We start from the raw sequence: 15335 nt of genomic DNA on the forward strand, positions 1-15335 counted from the left end.
TCCTTGTTTTTTAATTTGACAGAAGTTTGAGAAATTGCTAAAAACAGAGGAGAGGCTAAATCCTCTTTTTAGCAAATTCGTTCTTTGAAAGTTAAATAAAAGATTGAAAATAAGAGATAAGAAAGGAGAAGATAGATATGATTGAGCTTTCGAATGGACATAAAATAAAATACGTTGCGGCGAGTGGAGCTTTGAAATTTAATGGAAAAGGATGGCTTCATGAGTGGCCCCTGCGCTGGATGGGGCTGCTTGATCCGTCTTTGTTTACCGTAGTAATCAAGACACTTACTTATTATCCAAGGAAGGGAAATTACCATTGGTATTGGCCTTTGGGATGTATTCGTTTGATACCTGATGGAGTAGTAAATGCGGTTGGGCTTACAAATCCAGGAATTGATTGGTTCTGTAGAAAAGTTGGACCTTCAATAGATTGTAAAAGGATCGCTTTAGTTGCTTCAATTCTTTCTGACAACATATTTAGCCTTACGACGATGGCAAGGATGCTTAATGAATTTGATTTAGTTGCCTTGGCATTGAATTGGTCATGTCCAAACACTGAAAGAGATTTTTTGGAAAACACAGCAAAAATAATAACAGGATGTACGAGTGTAAAAAAGGTAAGTCGCTTTCCCTTGATTCTTAAGCTTTCAGTAGTTCATGATATAAAATCAATTCTTCCTGAGGTTGTAGGAATTGTTGAGGCAATCTCAATTAACAGCGTTCCCTGGGAAATTATTTTCCCAGACAAGAAAAGCCCTCTTGCTCATTTAGGCGGTGGAGGAGTCTCAGGAAAAGTTGCCCAACCTCACACTTGGAAGTTTGTTGAGGAGTTGGTGGAGAAAACCTCAATTCCAGTAATTGGACCTAGTGTATGGGAATTTGATGACATTCAGGGATTGAGAATAATAGGAGCAAAAGCAATAAGCTTTGGCTCAATATTCCTCAGATACCCCTGGCGCCCCACGCAGTTTGTAAAGAAAGATATGAAAAGAAACCAAAAATGAAAGGAGAAAAAAATGAACAATATATTAAACCTACCAGATGATCCGGGGTGGTGGGAAACTAGGGTGATATCTCCGGAGCAAGTTTTTGAATACTTTAAGGCTTGTAGATGCGAGTGGTTATACGAGGGAGATCCCAGTCCTGATAAGCCGCACGCTAAGTTGGCCAGTGGAGAATGCAGTAGCGGTTACTACAATTGCAGAAGATTGTTCAGCATGAAACCTAATCTTTGCGCAATTTTTGCTGCCCAATTGGTGAGAAAAATAAAAGAACTTGACTTGATAGGTAAGTTTGACCATGTTGCAGGATCTTCTTATTCAGCAATTACTATTTCTTACGAGGTGGCAAAAATTACCGGAGTTTCCCATATCTTTACTGAAAAACATCCAGACAACCCAAGAGAGCAAATTTGGAATGGCAACATTCCTTCGGGCTCAAAGGTTCTTCAGGTTGAGGAGTCTGCTGTTACTCTTGGGACAGCATGGAGAGTTCGCCGGGCAATAAATAGAAGAGATGAAAGGATTGAGTTTCTGCCGAATATTTGCGTTGTTGTGCACCGACCTCCAAAACTTCAAGTAGATTATGGTAATCTAAAAGTAATTTCTTTGGCTGAGAAACAAATATGGGCAGGTGGGAAAAGTGAATGTCCATACTGCGAAGCTGGATCTCTTCCTTACGAGCCAAAAGCCATTTGGAATATGTTTACAGGAAAGGACTGAGGAGCCAAAAAATATGGCCGTTGAACTATAAGTTCAGCGGCTTTTTTCTTGGAAAAATTATCCACATAATTAGCTTGATTTTAAGGGGAACTACAAATATTGACATTGTTTATTGAGTTTGTTAATATCTGAATTGAAATAATAAACCAATAATATTGCAGAGAGTTTAACCAAAAAGAAAGGAGGTTTGCACTTTAAAAAATTTTTCAGGTGTTAATATAGGTCCTAACGAAAAAAAACAATTAAAAAAATACGAAATAGAAAGGAGAAAGAAATGTTTCCGACGATACTTTTGATAGTTCTGATAACCTGTATGGTGTTATCCATTGGTTGTTATTACTGGCTTAAGAAAGAGAAGGATACACCGCTTTTTTTAGCAATTATTTCCGCAGCCCTCTTGGTGGTGTTAATAGTTATCTGGTTACCTATTTACTGTACAACCCTTGCCGGTCTCGCTGAAATGGAAGCCTTTTTTGAAGCAACTAAAAGTGCTTACGAATATACCATTACCGCTACTCAGAAATTGGAAATAAAAGCAGTGAGCACTGATAAACCTTCTTTAGAAGTACTGGACATAGGAGAGTTAGCCTATCAAAAGCTTGGTTCCATAGCAAGCGAAAGGATAAAAGAGTTTCGGAATAAGGCGGAATGGTACAATGGAAAATTGAAAAGATACGAACGATGGAATCGTTTCTGGTTTACTGAAGGATTCGTGGTCGATGTTCCAGAAGAGCTGAAGTTGATAGTTCTTTAGTGATGGAAGCATCCGTCAAAAACTTAATAGTCGTCTCAAAGAGGCGACTTTTTTATTCGCTTTTTTATCCACATAATTAGCTTGATTTTAAGGTGATTTTGGGGTAAAATGAAGGAATGAAGAAGCCGCTTAAAATTGAGACCAAAGGAGATAAAATTGATGTTACTGTGCCTGGAGAAAAGCATGAGATTGGACATTTGCATCCTTTGACTTTGGTTAAGAGAAAAATTGAAGAGATTTTCCGGGCAATGGGTTTTTCAGTAATTGAAGGTCCTGAAATTGAAAATGAATGGTATAATTTTGATGCTTTAAATATTCCAAAAGACCATCCAGCTAGAGACCTTTGGGACACTTTTTATTTAAAGAATAGATTTCTTTTAAGGACTCATACCTCACCAGTTCAGATTCGCTATATGGAAAAGAATAACCCTCCTTTTAGGATTATTGTGCCTGGAAGGATTTTTAGGCACGAAGCAACTGATGCCAGTCATGAGATTAACTTTTATCAAATAGAGGGATTAATGGTTGGAAAAGATATTTCAGCAGCTAACTTCAAAGCAATTATTCAGGAGTTTCTTTCAAGGTTTTTTGGAAAAAAGATTAAAGCTCGCTTAAGGCCAAGCTTTTTCCCTTTCACAGAGCCATCTTTTGAAGTAGATATGACTTGTTTGCTTTGTGGAGGAAAAGGATGTAGTGCTTGTTCAAGAACTGGCTGGATGGAATTAGTAGGAGCTGGAATGGTTCATCCGAATGTTTTAAAAGCAGGCGGTATTAATCCTAAGAATTGGCAGGGATTTGCTTTTGGGATGGGAATGGATAGATTAGCTATGATGAAGTATAAGATAAATGATGTCAGATTATTTTATTCAGGAGATTTAAGGTTTTTACAACAATTCTAATATGATTTTTTCCTACAATTGGCTAAAAGATTATACTAAACTACCTAAACCAGACAAGCTGGTAGAGCTTTTAACTATGCACAGCTTTGAAGTTGAAGAAGTAAAGAAAGCAGGCAAAGACTATATTTTAGACATTGATGTTCTGCCAAATAGAAGTCATGACTGTTTGTGTCATTGGGGAGTAGCAAGGGAGATATCAGCTATAACAGATAAAGATTTAGAACCATTAAAAAGGAAGAAAATAAAGAAAGAAAAAGGGGAAATTAAACCGATTAGTTTAAAAATTAAATGTCCTAAATTAGTTCCTCGTTATTCAGCAATTATAGTGGAAGGAGTGAAAGTTGGTTCATCTCCAAAATGGTTGAAAGAGAGAATAGAATCGGTAGGTCTGCGTTCTATTAATAATATTGTTGATTTGACTAATTATGTGATGCTAGAGACAGGTCAGCCATTACATGCTTTTGATTATGAGAAGATTAAAAGTAGTCAGATGGTTTTACGAAAATCAAAAAAAGGAGAAAAACTAGTTACTTTAGATGACAGTAGACACACTTTAGATGAAGGAATGCTTGTTATTGAAGATAGAAATAGATTGATTGATTTGGTAGGTATTATGGGTGGAAAGTTAAGTGAAACCAGTTCTACAACAAAAAATATTGTTCTCCAAGCAGGAAACTTTGATAGACAAACAATTTACAAAACCGCAAGAAAATTAAATCATCGAACCGAGGCATCAAACATATATTCTCAGGGTATAGATCCTAATTTAACAATCTCTACTTTAGAGAGAGTGTGTTTTCTTTTAACAAAACTTGGTGGCGGTAAGATAGTTCAGATAACTGATATCTATCCAAGAAAAGTTCAACCAAAGAAAATAAAATTAGATTTAAAATATGTTGAGAGATTATTGGGAATAAGAATTTCTGCAAAACAAGTAAAAAATATTCTTGAGAGATTAGGATTTAAATATGCTAATAACATAGTAGAAGTTCCTAGTTTTAGAATGGATGTTTCTTTGCAGGAGGATTTAATTGAGGAAATTGGTAGGATTTATGGATATAAGAAAGTTTCAGCTACTTTTCCTGTTGTTTCTTTAATTCCGCCAAAAAGGAATTTTGAGATTTTTTGGGAAGATATCACCAAAAATATTTTAAAAGAAGGTGGATTTACCGAAGTTTATAACTATTCTTTTATCGGAAAAAAGGAAGCCGAGATTTTTAAATATAAAAGTAAAGAGATAATTGAGGTGGAGAACCCGATGAGCGTGGAACAGAAATATTTAAGGCCGAGCTTAATTCCCAATTTGCTCAAGAATGTAATAGATAATTTCAGGTATTTTAACAAGATTAAGATTTTTGAGTTGGGGAAAATATTTAGAGAGCAGGAAAAACGGATGTTAAGTGGATTAATTGCTCAAAAGCAAGGGAAAGCTGAGTTTTATAGGTTAAAAGGAATAGTTGATTCATTGCTGAGTAAGCTTGGGATAAGCAATGTTTGGTATGATGAGTACAAGCCAACTCCTGAACAAAGCAAGATTTCTATTTGGCAGAAAGGGAAGTGTGCCGAGATTAAGGTTGATGGGCAGGAAATCGGATTCTTAGGGGAGATTTCTTCAAGAATATTTAAAAAAACTAAAGTGGTTGTATTTGATATTGATTTTGAAGAATTAGCAAAACTTTGTTCTGAAGAGCATGAGTATCAGCCAATTTCTCAGTATCCGGCAGCTATTCGGGATTTAGCTGTCCTGGTGCCAATGAATATTAAGGTTGTAGATGTTTTAAATAAAATTAATATAGCAGGCGGGGCTTTAATCAGAGACGTTGACCTTTTTGATATTTATGAAGGAGAAGGTATCCCGCAAGGGAAAAAGAATTTGGCTTTCCATATAATTTATCAGGCAGAGGATAGAACTCTAAAGGCCAAAGAAATAGACAAAATACAAAATAAAATTATTAAAGTATTAGAATCTGAAGTAAATTGGGAGGTAAGGCGCTAAAATTTTATGGTTAAGAAAAAAACAATTAAGAAAACAAAACGAAAACCTGTTCAGAAAAAACAGGAAACTTATACTGCCAAAGACATTTATGTTTTGAAGGGCTTGGAGCCAGTGAGAAGAAGACCGGCAATGTATATTGGCTCAACTGGTACAGATGGCTTACACCACTTAATTTGGGAATGCGTTGATAACAGTTTGGACGAAGCAATCGCAGGCCACGCTGAAAACATTGAAGTTACTCTTTTGCCAGGGAATAAAGTTAAAACAATTGATGATGGACGAGGCATTCCAGTAGAGAAACACCCTCAGACAAAAAAATCAGCTTTGGAAACAGTGATGACCACTTTGCATGCTGGAGCAAAGTTTGGGGGGAAGGCCTATCAGGTAGCAGGTGGTTTGCATGGGGTAGGAGTTTCGGTTGTTTGCGCTTTGTCTAATTATATGAAAGCTGAAGTTTGTCGTGGTGGTTTAAAATATTGCCAAGAGTATTCCAAGGGAAAGGCAAAAACAAAAGTTAAAAAAATAGGTTCTTGTCGGCAAACAGGAACAACTGTTTTGTTTGAACCAGACCCGGAAATTTTTAAAGAGATTAAATTTAACAAAAAAAGAATTTTAAATCATTTGCGTCAACAGGCTTATTTAACCAAAGGAATTAGAATAACTTTTAAAGATGAAAGAGAAGAAAAAATAAGTTACAGTTTTTATTTTGAAGGTGGTCTTGCTTCTTATATTAAATATTTAATCCAGGGCTCTACTCCTCGCCATCCTAATGTTTTTTATTGCTATGGTGAAAAAAATGGGATGGTTGTTGAAGCTGCCTTTCAGTATGCTCAAGAGTATGAATGCTATGAAGAAGGTTTTGCTAATAATATTCATACCGAAGAAGGCGGCACTCATTTGACCGGATTCAGGACTGCTTTAACCCGAACTTTTAATGATTATGCGAGAAGAAATGATTTTCTTAAAGAATCGGACGGTAATTTATCAGGAGATGATGTTAGGGAAGGTTTAACTGGAGTTGTTGCAGTTAAAATAAAAGAGCCCCAGTTTGAAGGTCAAACCAAAGCAAAATTAGGTAATCCTGAAGCTAAGGTTATAGTAGACCAAGTCGTTTCTGAGCACTTAACTGATTTTTTGGAAAGGAATCCTCAAGATGCCAAAGCTGTCATTGAAAAATGCATTTTATCTTCTCGAGCTAGAAAAGCGGCAAGAGCAGCCAGAGAGACAGTTTTAAGGAAAGGAGCTTTAGAAGGTCTTGCTTTGCCGGGGAAATTAGCTGATTGTACCTCCAAAAAACCCGAAGAGTCTGAGCTTTATATAGTAGAAGGAGAGTCAGCCGGCGGAAGCAGCCGTCAAGCCAGAGATAGGCACTTTCAGGCAATTTTGCCCCTCCGGGGTAAAATCTTAAATGTTGAGAAAGCTCGATTAGACAAAATATTATCTTCAAAAGAGATTAGGGCTTTAATTATTGCTTTGGGGACGGCTATTGGTGAGGATTTCAATCTTGAGAAAACAAGATATCATCGAATTATTGTTATGGCTGATGCAGATTCTGACGGGAATCATATTAGGACTCTTCTTCTGACGCTTTTTTACCGCCATTTTAGACCAATAATTGAAAAAGGTTATCTTTATATCGCCCAGCCGCCACTTTATAAAATTCAGGCAGGGAAAAAAGTAGAATATGTTTATACTGAGGATGGGAAAGAGAAAATTTTAGCTTCATTTAAAAAAGAAAAAATAACAAATCCTTCTATCCAGCGGTATAAAGGTCTTGGAGAAATGAATCCAGAAGAATTGTGGTCAACTACTATGAACCCGGAAAACCGTATTTTATTGAAGGTTACCATTGAAGACGCCAAAGAAGCCGACAGAATTTTTGATACTTTAATGGGAGAAGAAGTTCCCCCAAGAAAGAAGTTTATTCAAACCTATGCAAAAAAAGTTAAAAATCTTGACATTTAAATTTTTCTCGGCTAATCTAAAATTATGAAAATCAGCAATCTTCCCTCAAAAATCATCGCATTTCTTAAAGAAGTAAGATTAGAAATGAAAAAAGTTAACTGGCCCACCAGAAAGGAAACTATAAAATACACTTTAGTTGTTATTGGAGTTTCGGCTGGAGTGGCTATTTTTTTAGGTGGGTTAGATTTTATTTTTACAACGATATTAAATAAATTTATACTCTAATGCCCAAACAGAAATTACCACAACAAAAGAATTGGTATGTTATTCACACTTATTCTGGCTACGAAGACGCAGTTGCTAAAAACCTAAGGCAAAGGGTTGAGTCTTTGGGTATGGAAGATAAAATTTTTGATGTTTTGGTGCCAAAAGAAAAAAAGATTAAAATTAAAAGTGGCAAAAGAAAAACAGTTGAGGAAAAAATCTATCCAGGTTATGTGCTGGTTGAAATGATTGTTACTGATGATTCCTGGTATGTTGTTAGAAATACCCCAAACGTAACTGGTTTTGTTGGGGTGGGCACTACGCCAGTGCCAATTTCACCAAAAGAAATTAAAGTTTTGAAAGAAAGAACTGGTGTTGAGACGCCTCAATATAAGATTGAAGTAAAAGTAGGGGATTCAGTAAAGATTGTTGATGGCCCCTTTAAAGATTTTGATGGAAGAGTTTCAGAAGTTGATGAGGAGCGAGGAAAGGTTAAGGTAATGGTTAATATGTTTGGTAGGGATACACCAGTTGAGTTGGATTCTCTTCAAATAAAGAAACTGTAAAATTATGCCCAAGAAAGTAATTGCCGTTGTCAAATTACAAATTCCAGCCGGCCAGGCAACTCCTGCTCCTCCGGTAGGACCAGCTTTGGCCCAGCATGGACTAAATATTGCTGAGTTTTGTCAGAAGTTCAATGATGCAACAAAAAATCAAACAGGTTTTACTGTGCCAGTAGAGATTACAGTTTACGGAGATAGAACTTATAGTTTCAAGACAAAACAACCCCCAGCTGCAGAACTTTTAAAAAAGGCAGCTGCGGTTGAAAAGGGCTCTGGTGAGCCCAACAAAACCAAAGTTGCTAAAATTACCAGAAGCCAATTAAGAGAAATCGCCCAAAAGAAAATGCCGGATTTAAACACTGATAATATTGAACAGGCAATGAAAATAATTGAAGGAACAGCCAAAAATATGGGAATTGAAGTAGGAAAATAATTTTTTATTACATGGAAGAATCCCCAAAAATAAATAATAAACAATCTAAATATATTCGCCCGACGTGGGATAAGTATTTTTTAGCTTTATTAGAACCATTAGGCAAAAGGGGAACTTGCGATCGAGGTCGTAGCGGCGCAGTTATTGTAAGTCCGGGGAATACTATTTTGGCTACGGGGTATGTGGGGGCGCCACCGGGTCAGCCGCATTGCGATGAGGTTGGGCATATGATGAGAACGGTAATTGATGAGAAGAACGGGAATAAATCTCAACACTGCGTGAGAACGCTGCATGCCGAAGAAAACGCCATTTTGCAGTGCGCTAAAGACGGGATAAAGCTTGAGGGAGCGACAATTTATTGCAAGATGGTTCCTTGTTATAACTGCGCCATGAGAATAGTGCGCGTAGGTGTAAAGAGGGTGGTAGCACAAAAAAGATATCACGCAGATCAGTTGTCAGTGGAATTATTTAAAAGTGCCGGCGTTAAAATATCCATAGTTGATAACACAATGGAAAAATACGCCCGACAATAAAATGCTCAAAAATCAATATCCGGGAAAATTTATTGTTATTGAAGGCCTTGATGGATCGGGAAAATCAACCCAATCTAACTTATTAGTTAAAAGCTTAAGAAAGAAAGGATATAAAGTAGCAACAATTGATTTCCCTCGACATGGTGAGAAACCAGCCTGGTTCGTTGACGAGTATTTAAGAGGAAAATACGGCACTGCAGAAGAAGTGGGACCTTATAGAGGTTCTATTTTTTATGCTTGTGATAGATACGATGCTGGTTTCAAAATAAGGAAATGGTTAAAAGAGGGGAAAATAGTTATCGCTGATAGATATCTTGCCTCAAATATTGGCCATCAAGGGGGTAAGATAAAAGATAAAAAAGAAAGAAAAAAATATTTTGACTGGCTTTACAATTTGGAATACGGAATCTTAGAAATTCCTAGGCCTGACTACACTTTAATTCTTAAGACATCTCCTAAATTTTCTTTAAAATTGGCTCATAAAATAACTGACAAAGAAAAGAAAGCAAGAAGAAAAGCTTATTTAGGAAAAAGGAAAAGAGATATTCATGAAAAGGACAAAAAACATTTGGCAGATGCTTTAAAATCGTATTTACACGCAGCTAAAGAATTTCCGAGGGAGTTTAAAGTTATAGAATGTATAAAAGGAGGAAAGTTATTATCTCCCAAAATAATCCATCAAGAAATTTGGAAAATAATTAAAAAAATTCTATAAAATGGAACTTGAAAAGTTTGCTCCTCTTTCTGAAAAATTAGAGCTTTCTGAAAAAGACCGTTACTCGCTTCAGCCCTTTTTTACTAATTTAGATAAGTCAGTGTTTGCCGTGACCTTTTTGCCACCAGAGGTAATCGGCGCTTTATGCTCAAGGACAAGCAGGGCAAAAGAGGACTTGAGAACTATTTTTTTAAATGAGTTTATAAAGCCGTTTTTGCAAAAAGAAAATGAATATGGAAAATCTTTGAATGCTCTAATTGATTTTTTGCACAAATATCCAATAGAACTAATCTTTTCAAATCCTAAAGGACGAGAATTTTATATCAAATGGCTTGCCCAATTTGGCGATGATTCGATCGCTCAAATGGCCGGCACCCATCTTATTTATTCAGCTCTTTCCCAGGTTACGATAAAGCACTTTGAGGATATGCGTCTTGGCATTGCTCCTATTGAGAAATCAACCCGTTATGTTGATTATTCATCTAAGATTGACAACCATTATCGTTACTATATTGACCCAACTTTAGAAAAGATGGGCTTGATTGAAGAATATAGAGGAGTAATGGATGGTCTTTTTGAAACATATAGTTCATTATTAGAAAAATACTTTGAGTATCTGAAAAAACATTATCCTGAAGAAAAAGAAAGTTTACTAAAAACAAAGACATTTGATACTATCCGGAAAATTTTGCCCACAGCAACTCTTAGCCAAATTTCTTTTTTTGGAAATGGCCAGGCCTTTGAATATTTAATAAACAGGTCTTTAAATCACAAATTAGGAGAAATACGTTGGGCAGGCCAAAGAGCTTTTGAGGAATTAAGCAAGATTATCCCTGCTTTTTTGAGGAGAGTAGAAAGCGAGGATTCTCAAAAATACAGAACATATTTATCAGAAAGAGGAAGTAGAGTTCAAGAAGCACTCAAGCAAATTAACTGGCGGAAAGAAAAGACATCTTCTGAAGCTCCGGTTAGATTGCTTGAGTATGATTCAGATGGTGAAAACAAGATAATTGCCAGCCTACTTTATTTAGAGCTTCACGAGCCCTACGAACAAGTCCTTCAAAAAGTAAGACGTTTATCAACTGCAGATAAGGAAAAAATTCTCCAGGAAGTTTTAAAAGATAGAAAGTTTAAATACTATAAAATTCCCAGAGCTTTTGAAAATGCTTATTTAAAGTTTGAAATTTTAATGAATATTGGTGCCTGGCGCGACTTGCACCGTCATCGTATCCATACTCAGTATAGAGAAAGATTCAATGTTTATAATGGGTTTGATATACCAGAAGAGCTTAAAGAGGCAAGTCTTGATAGAGAATTTAGTGAGGCAGTTTCAAGAGTTGCTGAATTATTCCAAAAAGTGGAAAAAGTTGACCCAGATGTTGCTCAATATTGCTGTGCTCTTGGGCACCGGATTAGATTTATTCAATATCAGAATTTGAGGTCTTTCTTTTGGGAGACAGAACTTAGAACTATTCCAGAAGGACATCCTGATTATCGGAGAATAGAGCAAGAGAAAATAAGGTTAGTTCAAAAAATCTATCCTTTGATTGGAAAATATCTTTTGGTTGATATGGGAAGTTATGATTTTGCTCGGCGCAAAGCTTCAGAGAAAATCGAAAAGAAAGAAAAAGAATTAAAACAATATTTCCAACAAAAATCATGAAATATAATCCTATTGTAGGTTTAGAAATACATGTAGAGCTTAAAACAAAGAGCAAAATGTTTTGTTCTTGCAAGAATGACCCGAATGAAAGACATCCCAATGTCAATATTTGTCCAATATGTACTGCCCAACCAGGAAGCTTGCCAGTTATAAACGGAGAAGCAGTAAGAAAAACAATAAAAACTGGCTTGGCTTTGAATTGTAAAATTCCCGAGACCTCCAAATTTGATAGAAAAAACTATTTTTACCCTGATTTACCAAAGGGATACCAGATATCTCAATATGATAAGCCATTCTGTAAAAACGGATATTTGGAAATCGGGGAAAAGAAAATTAGAATCACGAGAGTTCATTTAGAAGAAGATACTGGCAGATTGATTCACTCTGGAGACAGCTCTTTAGTTGATTTTAACAGAGCTGGTATTCCTTTAATGGAATTAGTTACAGAGCCGGATTTAAATTCAGCTAAAGAGGCAAGGAGGTTTGCTGAAGAACTACAATTAATTTTAAGATATCTCGGGGTCTCTGATGCTGATATGGAAAAAGCACAACTGCGAGTTGAAGTTAATATTAGTTTAAGTCAGGGTCAGAAATTAGGCACGAAAGTAGAAATTAAAAATTTAAATTCATTCAGGGCAGTAGAGCGAGCAATTGATTATGAAGTTGAAAGACAAACAGAAATTTTAGACAAAGGGAAGAAAGTTGTTCAGGAAACTCGGGGTTGGGATGAAACAAAAGGAATAACAGTGAGCCAGAGAGAAAAAGAAGAAGCTCACGATTATAGGTATTTCCCGGAGCCGGATTTACCGACCCTTCATTTAGATAAAAAGTTTATTCAGGAGATTAAAGTAGAGATTCCCGAACTTCCTCAACAGAGGAGAGGGAGATTGGCTCAGGAATATAATTTGGATGAGAAATCTATTGAAATCTTCACTTTTTATAAATATCTTGGTGAGTATTTTGAAAAAGTAATGTCAGAACTTAGAAACTGGGTAAAAGAAATAGAAACAAAAGAAAAAGTTGGAAAAGAAGAATTCTTGGAATTAACCAAGTTTGCTGTAAATTACATTATTACAGGTTTACAAGGACTACTTAAAAGAGCCTCAGTTATTGAAGGGGACTTCTTAATTACTCCAGAGAATTTTGCTGAATTTGTTACTTTGATTTATGAAGGTAGAATTTCAAGCAAGATTGCCAAGACGGTTTTGGAAGAAATGTTTAAGACCGGAGCTGACCCCTCTCATATTATTGAAGAGAAAGGTTTAACTCAATTAACTGACACAGGAGAGATTGAGAAAATTATAAAAGAGGTGATTTCAAAAAATCCAAAAGCAATTAAAGATTATAAAAAAGGAAAAGAAAATGCCCTCCAGTTTTTGGTAGGGCAGGTGATGGCTGCCACCCGCGGCCGCGCCAAACCCGATACTGTCCAGCAGTTATTGAAGAAATTTCTTTGAGAGTTTTTCTGCTTGGGAGTGGGTTTTTATCCAGTGGATTCGGTGGTCGCGCTTGAACCAGGTCATCTGTCTCTTGGCAAAATGTTCACTTTCTTTTTGAATTTTTTCCACCATTTCATCATAAGTTATTTTCTTCTGAAGATATTGAGCAATATATTTATATTCCAAGCCAAATTCTTCCAAACGTTTCCAGGAAAGCCCTGATTTTTTCAATCTTTTAATTTCAGCTATCATCCCAATCTTTAACCTTTTTAATAATCTTTTTCTTATTAGTTCTCTAAGCTCATTAGGGCTTTTTTTGATTCCTATTATTAAAACCTCAAATTGAAAAGGTTTCTTTTTTAATAAGGGAACCGGCTTTTTAGTTTTAATAATAATCTCAAGAGCCCTTATTAATCTTCTTTTGTTTTTGCTTTCAATAGTTTTAGCTCTACGTTTATCAAGTTTTTCTAGCATTTTAAAAAGTTCTTGGATACTTTTTTTCTCAAGCTTTTTTCTCAATTTCCAGTCCGGCTTTACTTCAGGGATAACAATTCCATCAACTACTGCCTGGATATAAAAACCAGTCCCTCCCACTAAAAAAGGGATTTTCTTTTTTTTATGGATTTTTTTTATTGCCTTCAAGGCCAGTTTTTGATACTGGACAACAGTAAATCTTCTTTTTGGGGAAGCCACATCTAAAAGATAGTGAAGGATACCTTTCATTTCTTTTTTTGTTACTTTGCCAGTTCCAATATCCATGCCTTTATATACTTGTCGTGAGTCAGCTGAAACAACCTCACCATTGAGCTTCTTAGCGAGCTTAATTGACAAATCTGTCTTGCCTGAAGCTGTTGGTCCCACAATAACGATTAATTTGCTTGACATATTTTTTAAATATATTATATTTAAATTAGAACCCTTAAAATTAATATAATGATTAAAATACAAGGAGATAGAAAATGACGGCTTTAATCTGGATTATTGTGATACTTCTCGCTCTTCCCTGGTTTGCTTGTGTTGTTTATAGTCAGTTCTTTTGGTTTTTCTTATGGTTAACTCTTGCTTTTTTGTTTGCGAAGTTTTTTATTTGGATTTTCCGCATAAAGAACGAAGCAGTTGCAGAGTTATTTGGGGGGATTGGGCTTATCATTGCGATGATTATGGTTAGTTATCCTTGGAAGTGGATGAACGATTTATTATCTTTTAACTTTTAGGCCGCTATATAAGCGTAGGCCGCTATATAAGCGGCTTTTTTTATTCTCCTTTTAAGCCCCAGGGAAGGGCATCGGTGATTTTTACTTTAGTAATTTTTCCAATTAGATTTTTTTGTCCTTTAAATTTTACAGTTTTATAATGAAATGACTTGCCAACTAGGAATTTATCTTTGTAGTTAGTTGGTAAAACTTCAATGGTTTTGCCAATATATTTTTTATTGTTCTCAAGGGCAGTTTGTTTGAGGATTTCTGTTAGAACCTTTTCTCTTCTATGTTTTTCTTTTTGAGGAACATTATCTTTTAATTTGGCAGCTGCTGTTCCCGCTCTTGGAGAATATTTAGCAATATATGCCATGTCATATTTTATTTCTTTAAAAAGTTTAGCAGTATTATTAAATTGTTTCTTTGTTTCTCCTGGAAAACCAACAATTACATCAGTAGATAAGGTAATATTTGGAATTTCTCTTTTAATTTTGCTTATAATCTTTTTGTATTGAGTAATAGTATATGGACGGTTCATTTTTTTTAAAATTTCATCATTACCTGCCTGAACTGGTAAATTAAGATATTTAGTAACTTTTTGGCATTTAGTCATGGCATCAATAAATTCATCTGAGAAGTCCTTTGGATGAGATGAAGTAAACCTAATCCAGAATTCTCCTGGAATATCATTAACTTTTCTGAGAAGTTGAGGGAACGAGATATTTGAGTATGAATTGACGTTCTGACCTAATAACCAGATTTCTTTAAATCCTTGTTTGATTAATCTTTTTATTTCACAGATAATTTCCTCTGCTGGTCGTGATGTTTCTCCACCCCTGGTGTAGGGAACAACACAATAAGCGCAGAAGTTATTACAACCTCTCATTATCGGCACAAAAGCAGAGAAATTATTTGAGTATTCTGGTTCAATATCTTTAATCAAATCTTTAATCTCCACAACTTCATCAAACTCTTCAGAAAGTTTTCTTCTGTCTTTTTTTAATATACACCCAGTTAGAATAGTCCGCCTGCCGGCAGGCAAGTTTTTTATTTTCGGCAGTAATCCATGAACTCTATCAACTGCTGATTGCCTAACAGAACACATATTAACTACTATCAAATCAGCCCCATCAATTTTTTGAGCTGGTTTATACCCTTTGTTTTCCAAAACTGCTGTAATTCTCTCGCTGTCTGATTTATTCATTTGACATCCATAGGTAATTAGAAAGTATTTCATACAGATTGATTCTACAA

At 35.6% G+C, this 15335-nt stretch carries 16 protein-coding genes; 14 read left to right on the top strand and 2 right to left on the bottom strand.

The annotated features are described in order from the left end of the window. Positions 1–137: 137 nt before the first annotated feature. The 13 genes from KJA13_02030 to gatB all read left to right on the top strand — a co-directional run bounded on the left by KJA13_02030 (position 138) and on the right by gatB (position 12903). A complete protein-coding gene (locus KJA13_02030) occupies positions 138–1004 on the top strand; it encodes a hypothetical protein (GenBank protein MBZ9577795.1) in 867 nt (288 codons plus the stop codon). Positions 1005–1016: 12 nt separating this feature from the next. Next, entirely contained in the window at positions 1017–1721 is a 705-nt protein-coding gene (locus tag KJA13_02035) for a hypothetical protein (protein MBZ9577796.1), read from the top strand. Positions 1722–1995: 274 nt separating this feature from the next. Continuing rightward, complete coding sequence (locus KJA13_02040; protein MBZ9577797.1) at positions 1996–2475, top strand: hypothetical protein; 480 nt, start codon at positions 1996–1998, stop codon at positions 2473–2475. Between the two features lie 116 nt (positions 2476–2591). Beyond that, positions 2592–3374, top strand: coding sequence for a phenylalanine--tRNA ligase subunit alpha (gene pheS, locus KJA13_02045; protein ID MBZ9577798.1), 783 nt, complete (start codon positions 2592–2594; stop codon positions 3372–3374). Between the two features lies 1 nt (position 3375). Continuing rightward, a complete protein-coding gene (gene pheT / locus KJA13_02050; protein MBZ9577799.1) occupies positions 3376–5370 on the top strand; it encodes a phenylalanine--tRNA ligase subunit beta in 1995 nt (664 codons plus the stop codon). Positions 5371–5376: 6 nt separating this feature from the next. Then, entirely contained in the window at positions 5377–7335 is a 1959-nt protein-coding gene (gene gyrB / locus KJA13_02055) for a DNA topoisomerase (ATP-hydrolyzing) subunit B (protein ID MBZ9577800.1), read from the top strand. 24 nt (positions 7336–7359) lie between these two features. Continuing rightward, positions 7360–7560: a preprotein translocase subunit SecE gene (gene secE, locus KJA13_02060; GenBank protein ID MBZ9577801.1), complete on the top strand. Its 201-nt coding sequence runs from the start codon at positions 7360–7362 to the stop codon at positions 7558–7560. Next, positions 7560–8105 carry a transcription termination/antitermination protein NusG gene (gene nusG / locus KJA13_02065; protein ID MBZ9577802.1) on the top strand — a complete coding sequence of 182 codons (546 nt, stop codon included), beginning with the start codon at positions 7560–7562 and terminating at the stop codon, positions 8103–8105. The genes secE and nusG overlap by 1 nt, the downstream gene beginning before the upstream one ends. A 4-nt stretch (positions 8106–8109) precedes the next feature. Beyond that, the gene (gene rplK / locus KJA13_02070; GenBank protein ID MBZ9577803.1) at positions 8110–8535 is read left to right on the top strand and encodes a 50S ribosomal protein L11; all 426 of its coding nucleotides are present in this window, start codon (positions 8110–8112) and stop codon (positions 8533–8535) included. A gap of 11 nt (positions 8536–8546) precedes the next feature. Further along, entirely contained in the window at positions 8547–9068 is a 522-nt protein-coding gene (locus KJA13_02075; protein MBZ9577804.1) for a cytidine/deoxycytidylate deaminase family protein, read from the top strand. A gap of 1 nt (position 9069) precedes the next feature. Next, on the top strand, positions 9070–9783 hold the full coding sequence (locus tag KJA13_02080; protein ID MBZ9577805.1) for a thymidylate kinase: 714 nt from the start codon (positions 9070–9072) through the stop codon (positions 9781–9783). A 1-nt stretch (position 9784) separates the two neighbouring features. Beyond that, a complete protein-coding gene (locus KJA13_02085; GenBank protein ID MBZ9577806.1) occupies positions 9785–11446 on the top strand; it encodes an FAD-dependent thymidylate synthase in 1662 nt (553 codons plus the stop codon). Beyond that, positions 11443–12903, top strand: coding sequence for an Asp-tRNA(Asn)/Glu-tRNA(Gln) amidotransferase subunit GatB (gene gatB, locus KJA13_02090; protein ID MBZ9577807.1), 1461 nt, complete (start codon positions 11443–11445; stop codon positions 12901–12903). Before KJA13_02085 ends, gatB begins: the two co-directional genes overlap by 4 nt. Here the strand turns inward: gatB and miaA are convergent. Beyond that, a complete protein-coding gene (gene miaA, locus KJA13_02095) occupies positions 12883–13770 on the bottom strand; it encodes a tRNA (adenosine(37)-N6)-dimethylallyltransferase MiaA (GenBank protein MBZ9577808.1) in 888 nt (295 codons plus the stop codon). The two genes, gatB and miaA, sit on opposite strands and share 21 nt — an antisense overlap. 74 nt (positions 13771–13844) lie before the next feature. Between miaA and KJA13_02100 the strand changes: the two genes are divergently transcribed. Continuing rightward, complete coding sequence (locus tag KJA13_02100) at positions 13845–14099, top strand: hypothetical protein (GenBank protein MBZ9577809.1); 255 nt, start codon at positions 13845–13847, stop codon at positions 14097–14099. A gap of 40 nt (positions 14100–14139) precedes the next feature. Here the strand turns inward: KJA13_02100 and KJA13_02105 are convergent, their stop codons facing one another. Then, complete coding sequence (locus KJA13_02105; GenBank protein MBZ9577810.1) at positions 14140–15318, bottom strand: MiaB/RimO family radical SAM methylthiotransferase; 1179 nt, start codon at positions 15316–15318, stop codon at positions 14140–14142. Positions 15319–15335: the final 17 nt, after the last annotated feature.

This window comes from Patescibacteria group bacterium, assembly GCA_020148045.1.
Taxonomy (GTDB): Bacteria; Patescibacteriota; Minisyncoccia; order Minisyncoccales; family GWA2-38-27; genus JAHCRG01.

Bases quoted from the DNA above. Each gene is read 5' to 3' on its own strand.
- KJA13_02085 (MBZ9577806.1), top strand. From the start codon at position 9,785: ATGGAACTTGAAAAGTTTGCTCCTCTTTCTGAAAAATTAGAGCTTTCT.
- KJA13_02030 (MBZ9577795.1), top strand. From the start codon at position 138: ATGATTGAGCTTTCGAATGGACATAAAATAAAATACGTTGCGGCGAGT.
- KJA13_02100 (MBZ9577809.1), top strand. From the start codon at position 13,845: ATGACGGCTTTAATCTGGATTATTGTGATACTTCTCGCTCTTCCCTGG.
- nusG (MBZ9577802.1), top strand. From the start codon at position 7,560: ATGCCCAAACAGAAATTACCACAACAAAAGAATTGGTATGTTATTCAC.
- KJA13_02035 (MBZ9577796.1), top strand. From the start codon at position 1,017: ATGAACAATATATTAAACCTACCAGATGATCCGGGGTGGTGGGAAACT.
- secE (MBZ9577801.1), top strand. From the start codon at position 7,360: ATGAAAATCAGCAATCTTCCCTCAAAAATCATCGCATTTCTTAAAGAA.
- gyrB (MBZ9577800.1), top strand. From the start codon at position 5,377: ATGGTTAAGAAAAAAACAATTAAGAAAACAAAACGAAAACCTGTTCAG.
- pheS (MBZ9577798.1), top strand. From the start codon at position 2,592: ATGAAGAAGCCGCTTAAAATTGAGACCAAAGGAGATAAAATTGATGTT.
- miaA (MBZ9577808.1), bottom strand. From the start codon at position 13,770: ATGTCAAGCAAATTAATCGTTATTGTGGGACCAACAGCTTCAGGCAAG.
- KJA13_02075 (MBZ9577804.1), top strand. From the start codon at position 8,547: ATGGAAGAATCCCCAAAAATAAATAATAAACAATCTAAATATATTCGC.
- gatB (MBZ9577807.1), top strand. From the start codon at position 11,443: ATGAAATATAATCCTATTGTAGGTTTAGAAATACATGTAGAGCTTAAA.
- rplK (MBZ9577803.1), top strand. From the start codon at position 8,110: ATGCCCAAGAAAGTAATTGCCGTTGTCAAATTACAAATTCCAGCCGGC.
- KJA13_02105 (MBZ9577810.1), bottom strand. From the start codon at position 15,318: ATGAAATACTTTCTAATTACCTATGGATGTCAAATGAATAAATCAGAC.
- pheT (MBZ9577799.1), top strand. From the start codon at position 3,376: ATGATTTTTTCCTACAATTGGCTAAAAGATTATACTAAACTACCTAAA.
- KJA13_02080 (MBZ9577805.1), top strand. From the start codon at position 9,070: ATGCTCAAAAATCAATATCCGGGAAAATTTATTGTTATTGAAGGCCTT.
- KJA13_02040 (MBZ9577797.1), top strand. From the start codon at position 1,996: ATGTTTCCGACGATACTTTTGATAGTTCTGATAACCTGTATGGTGTTA.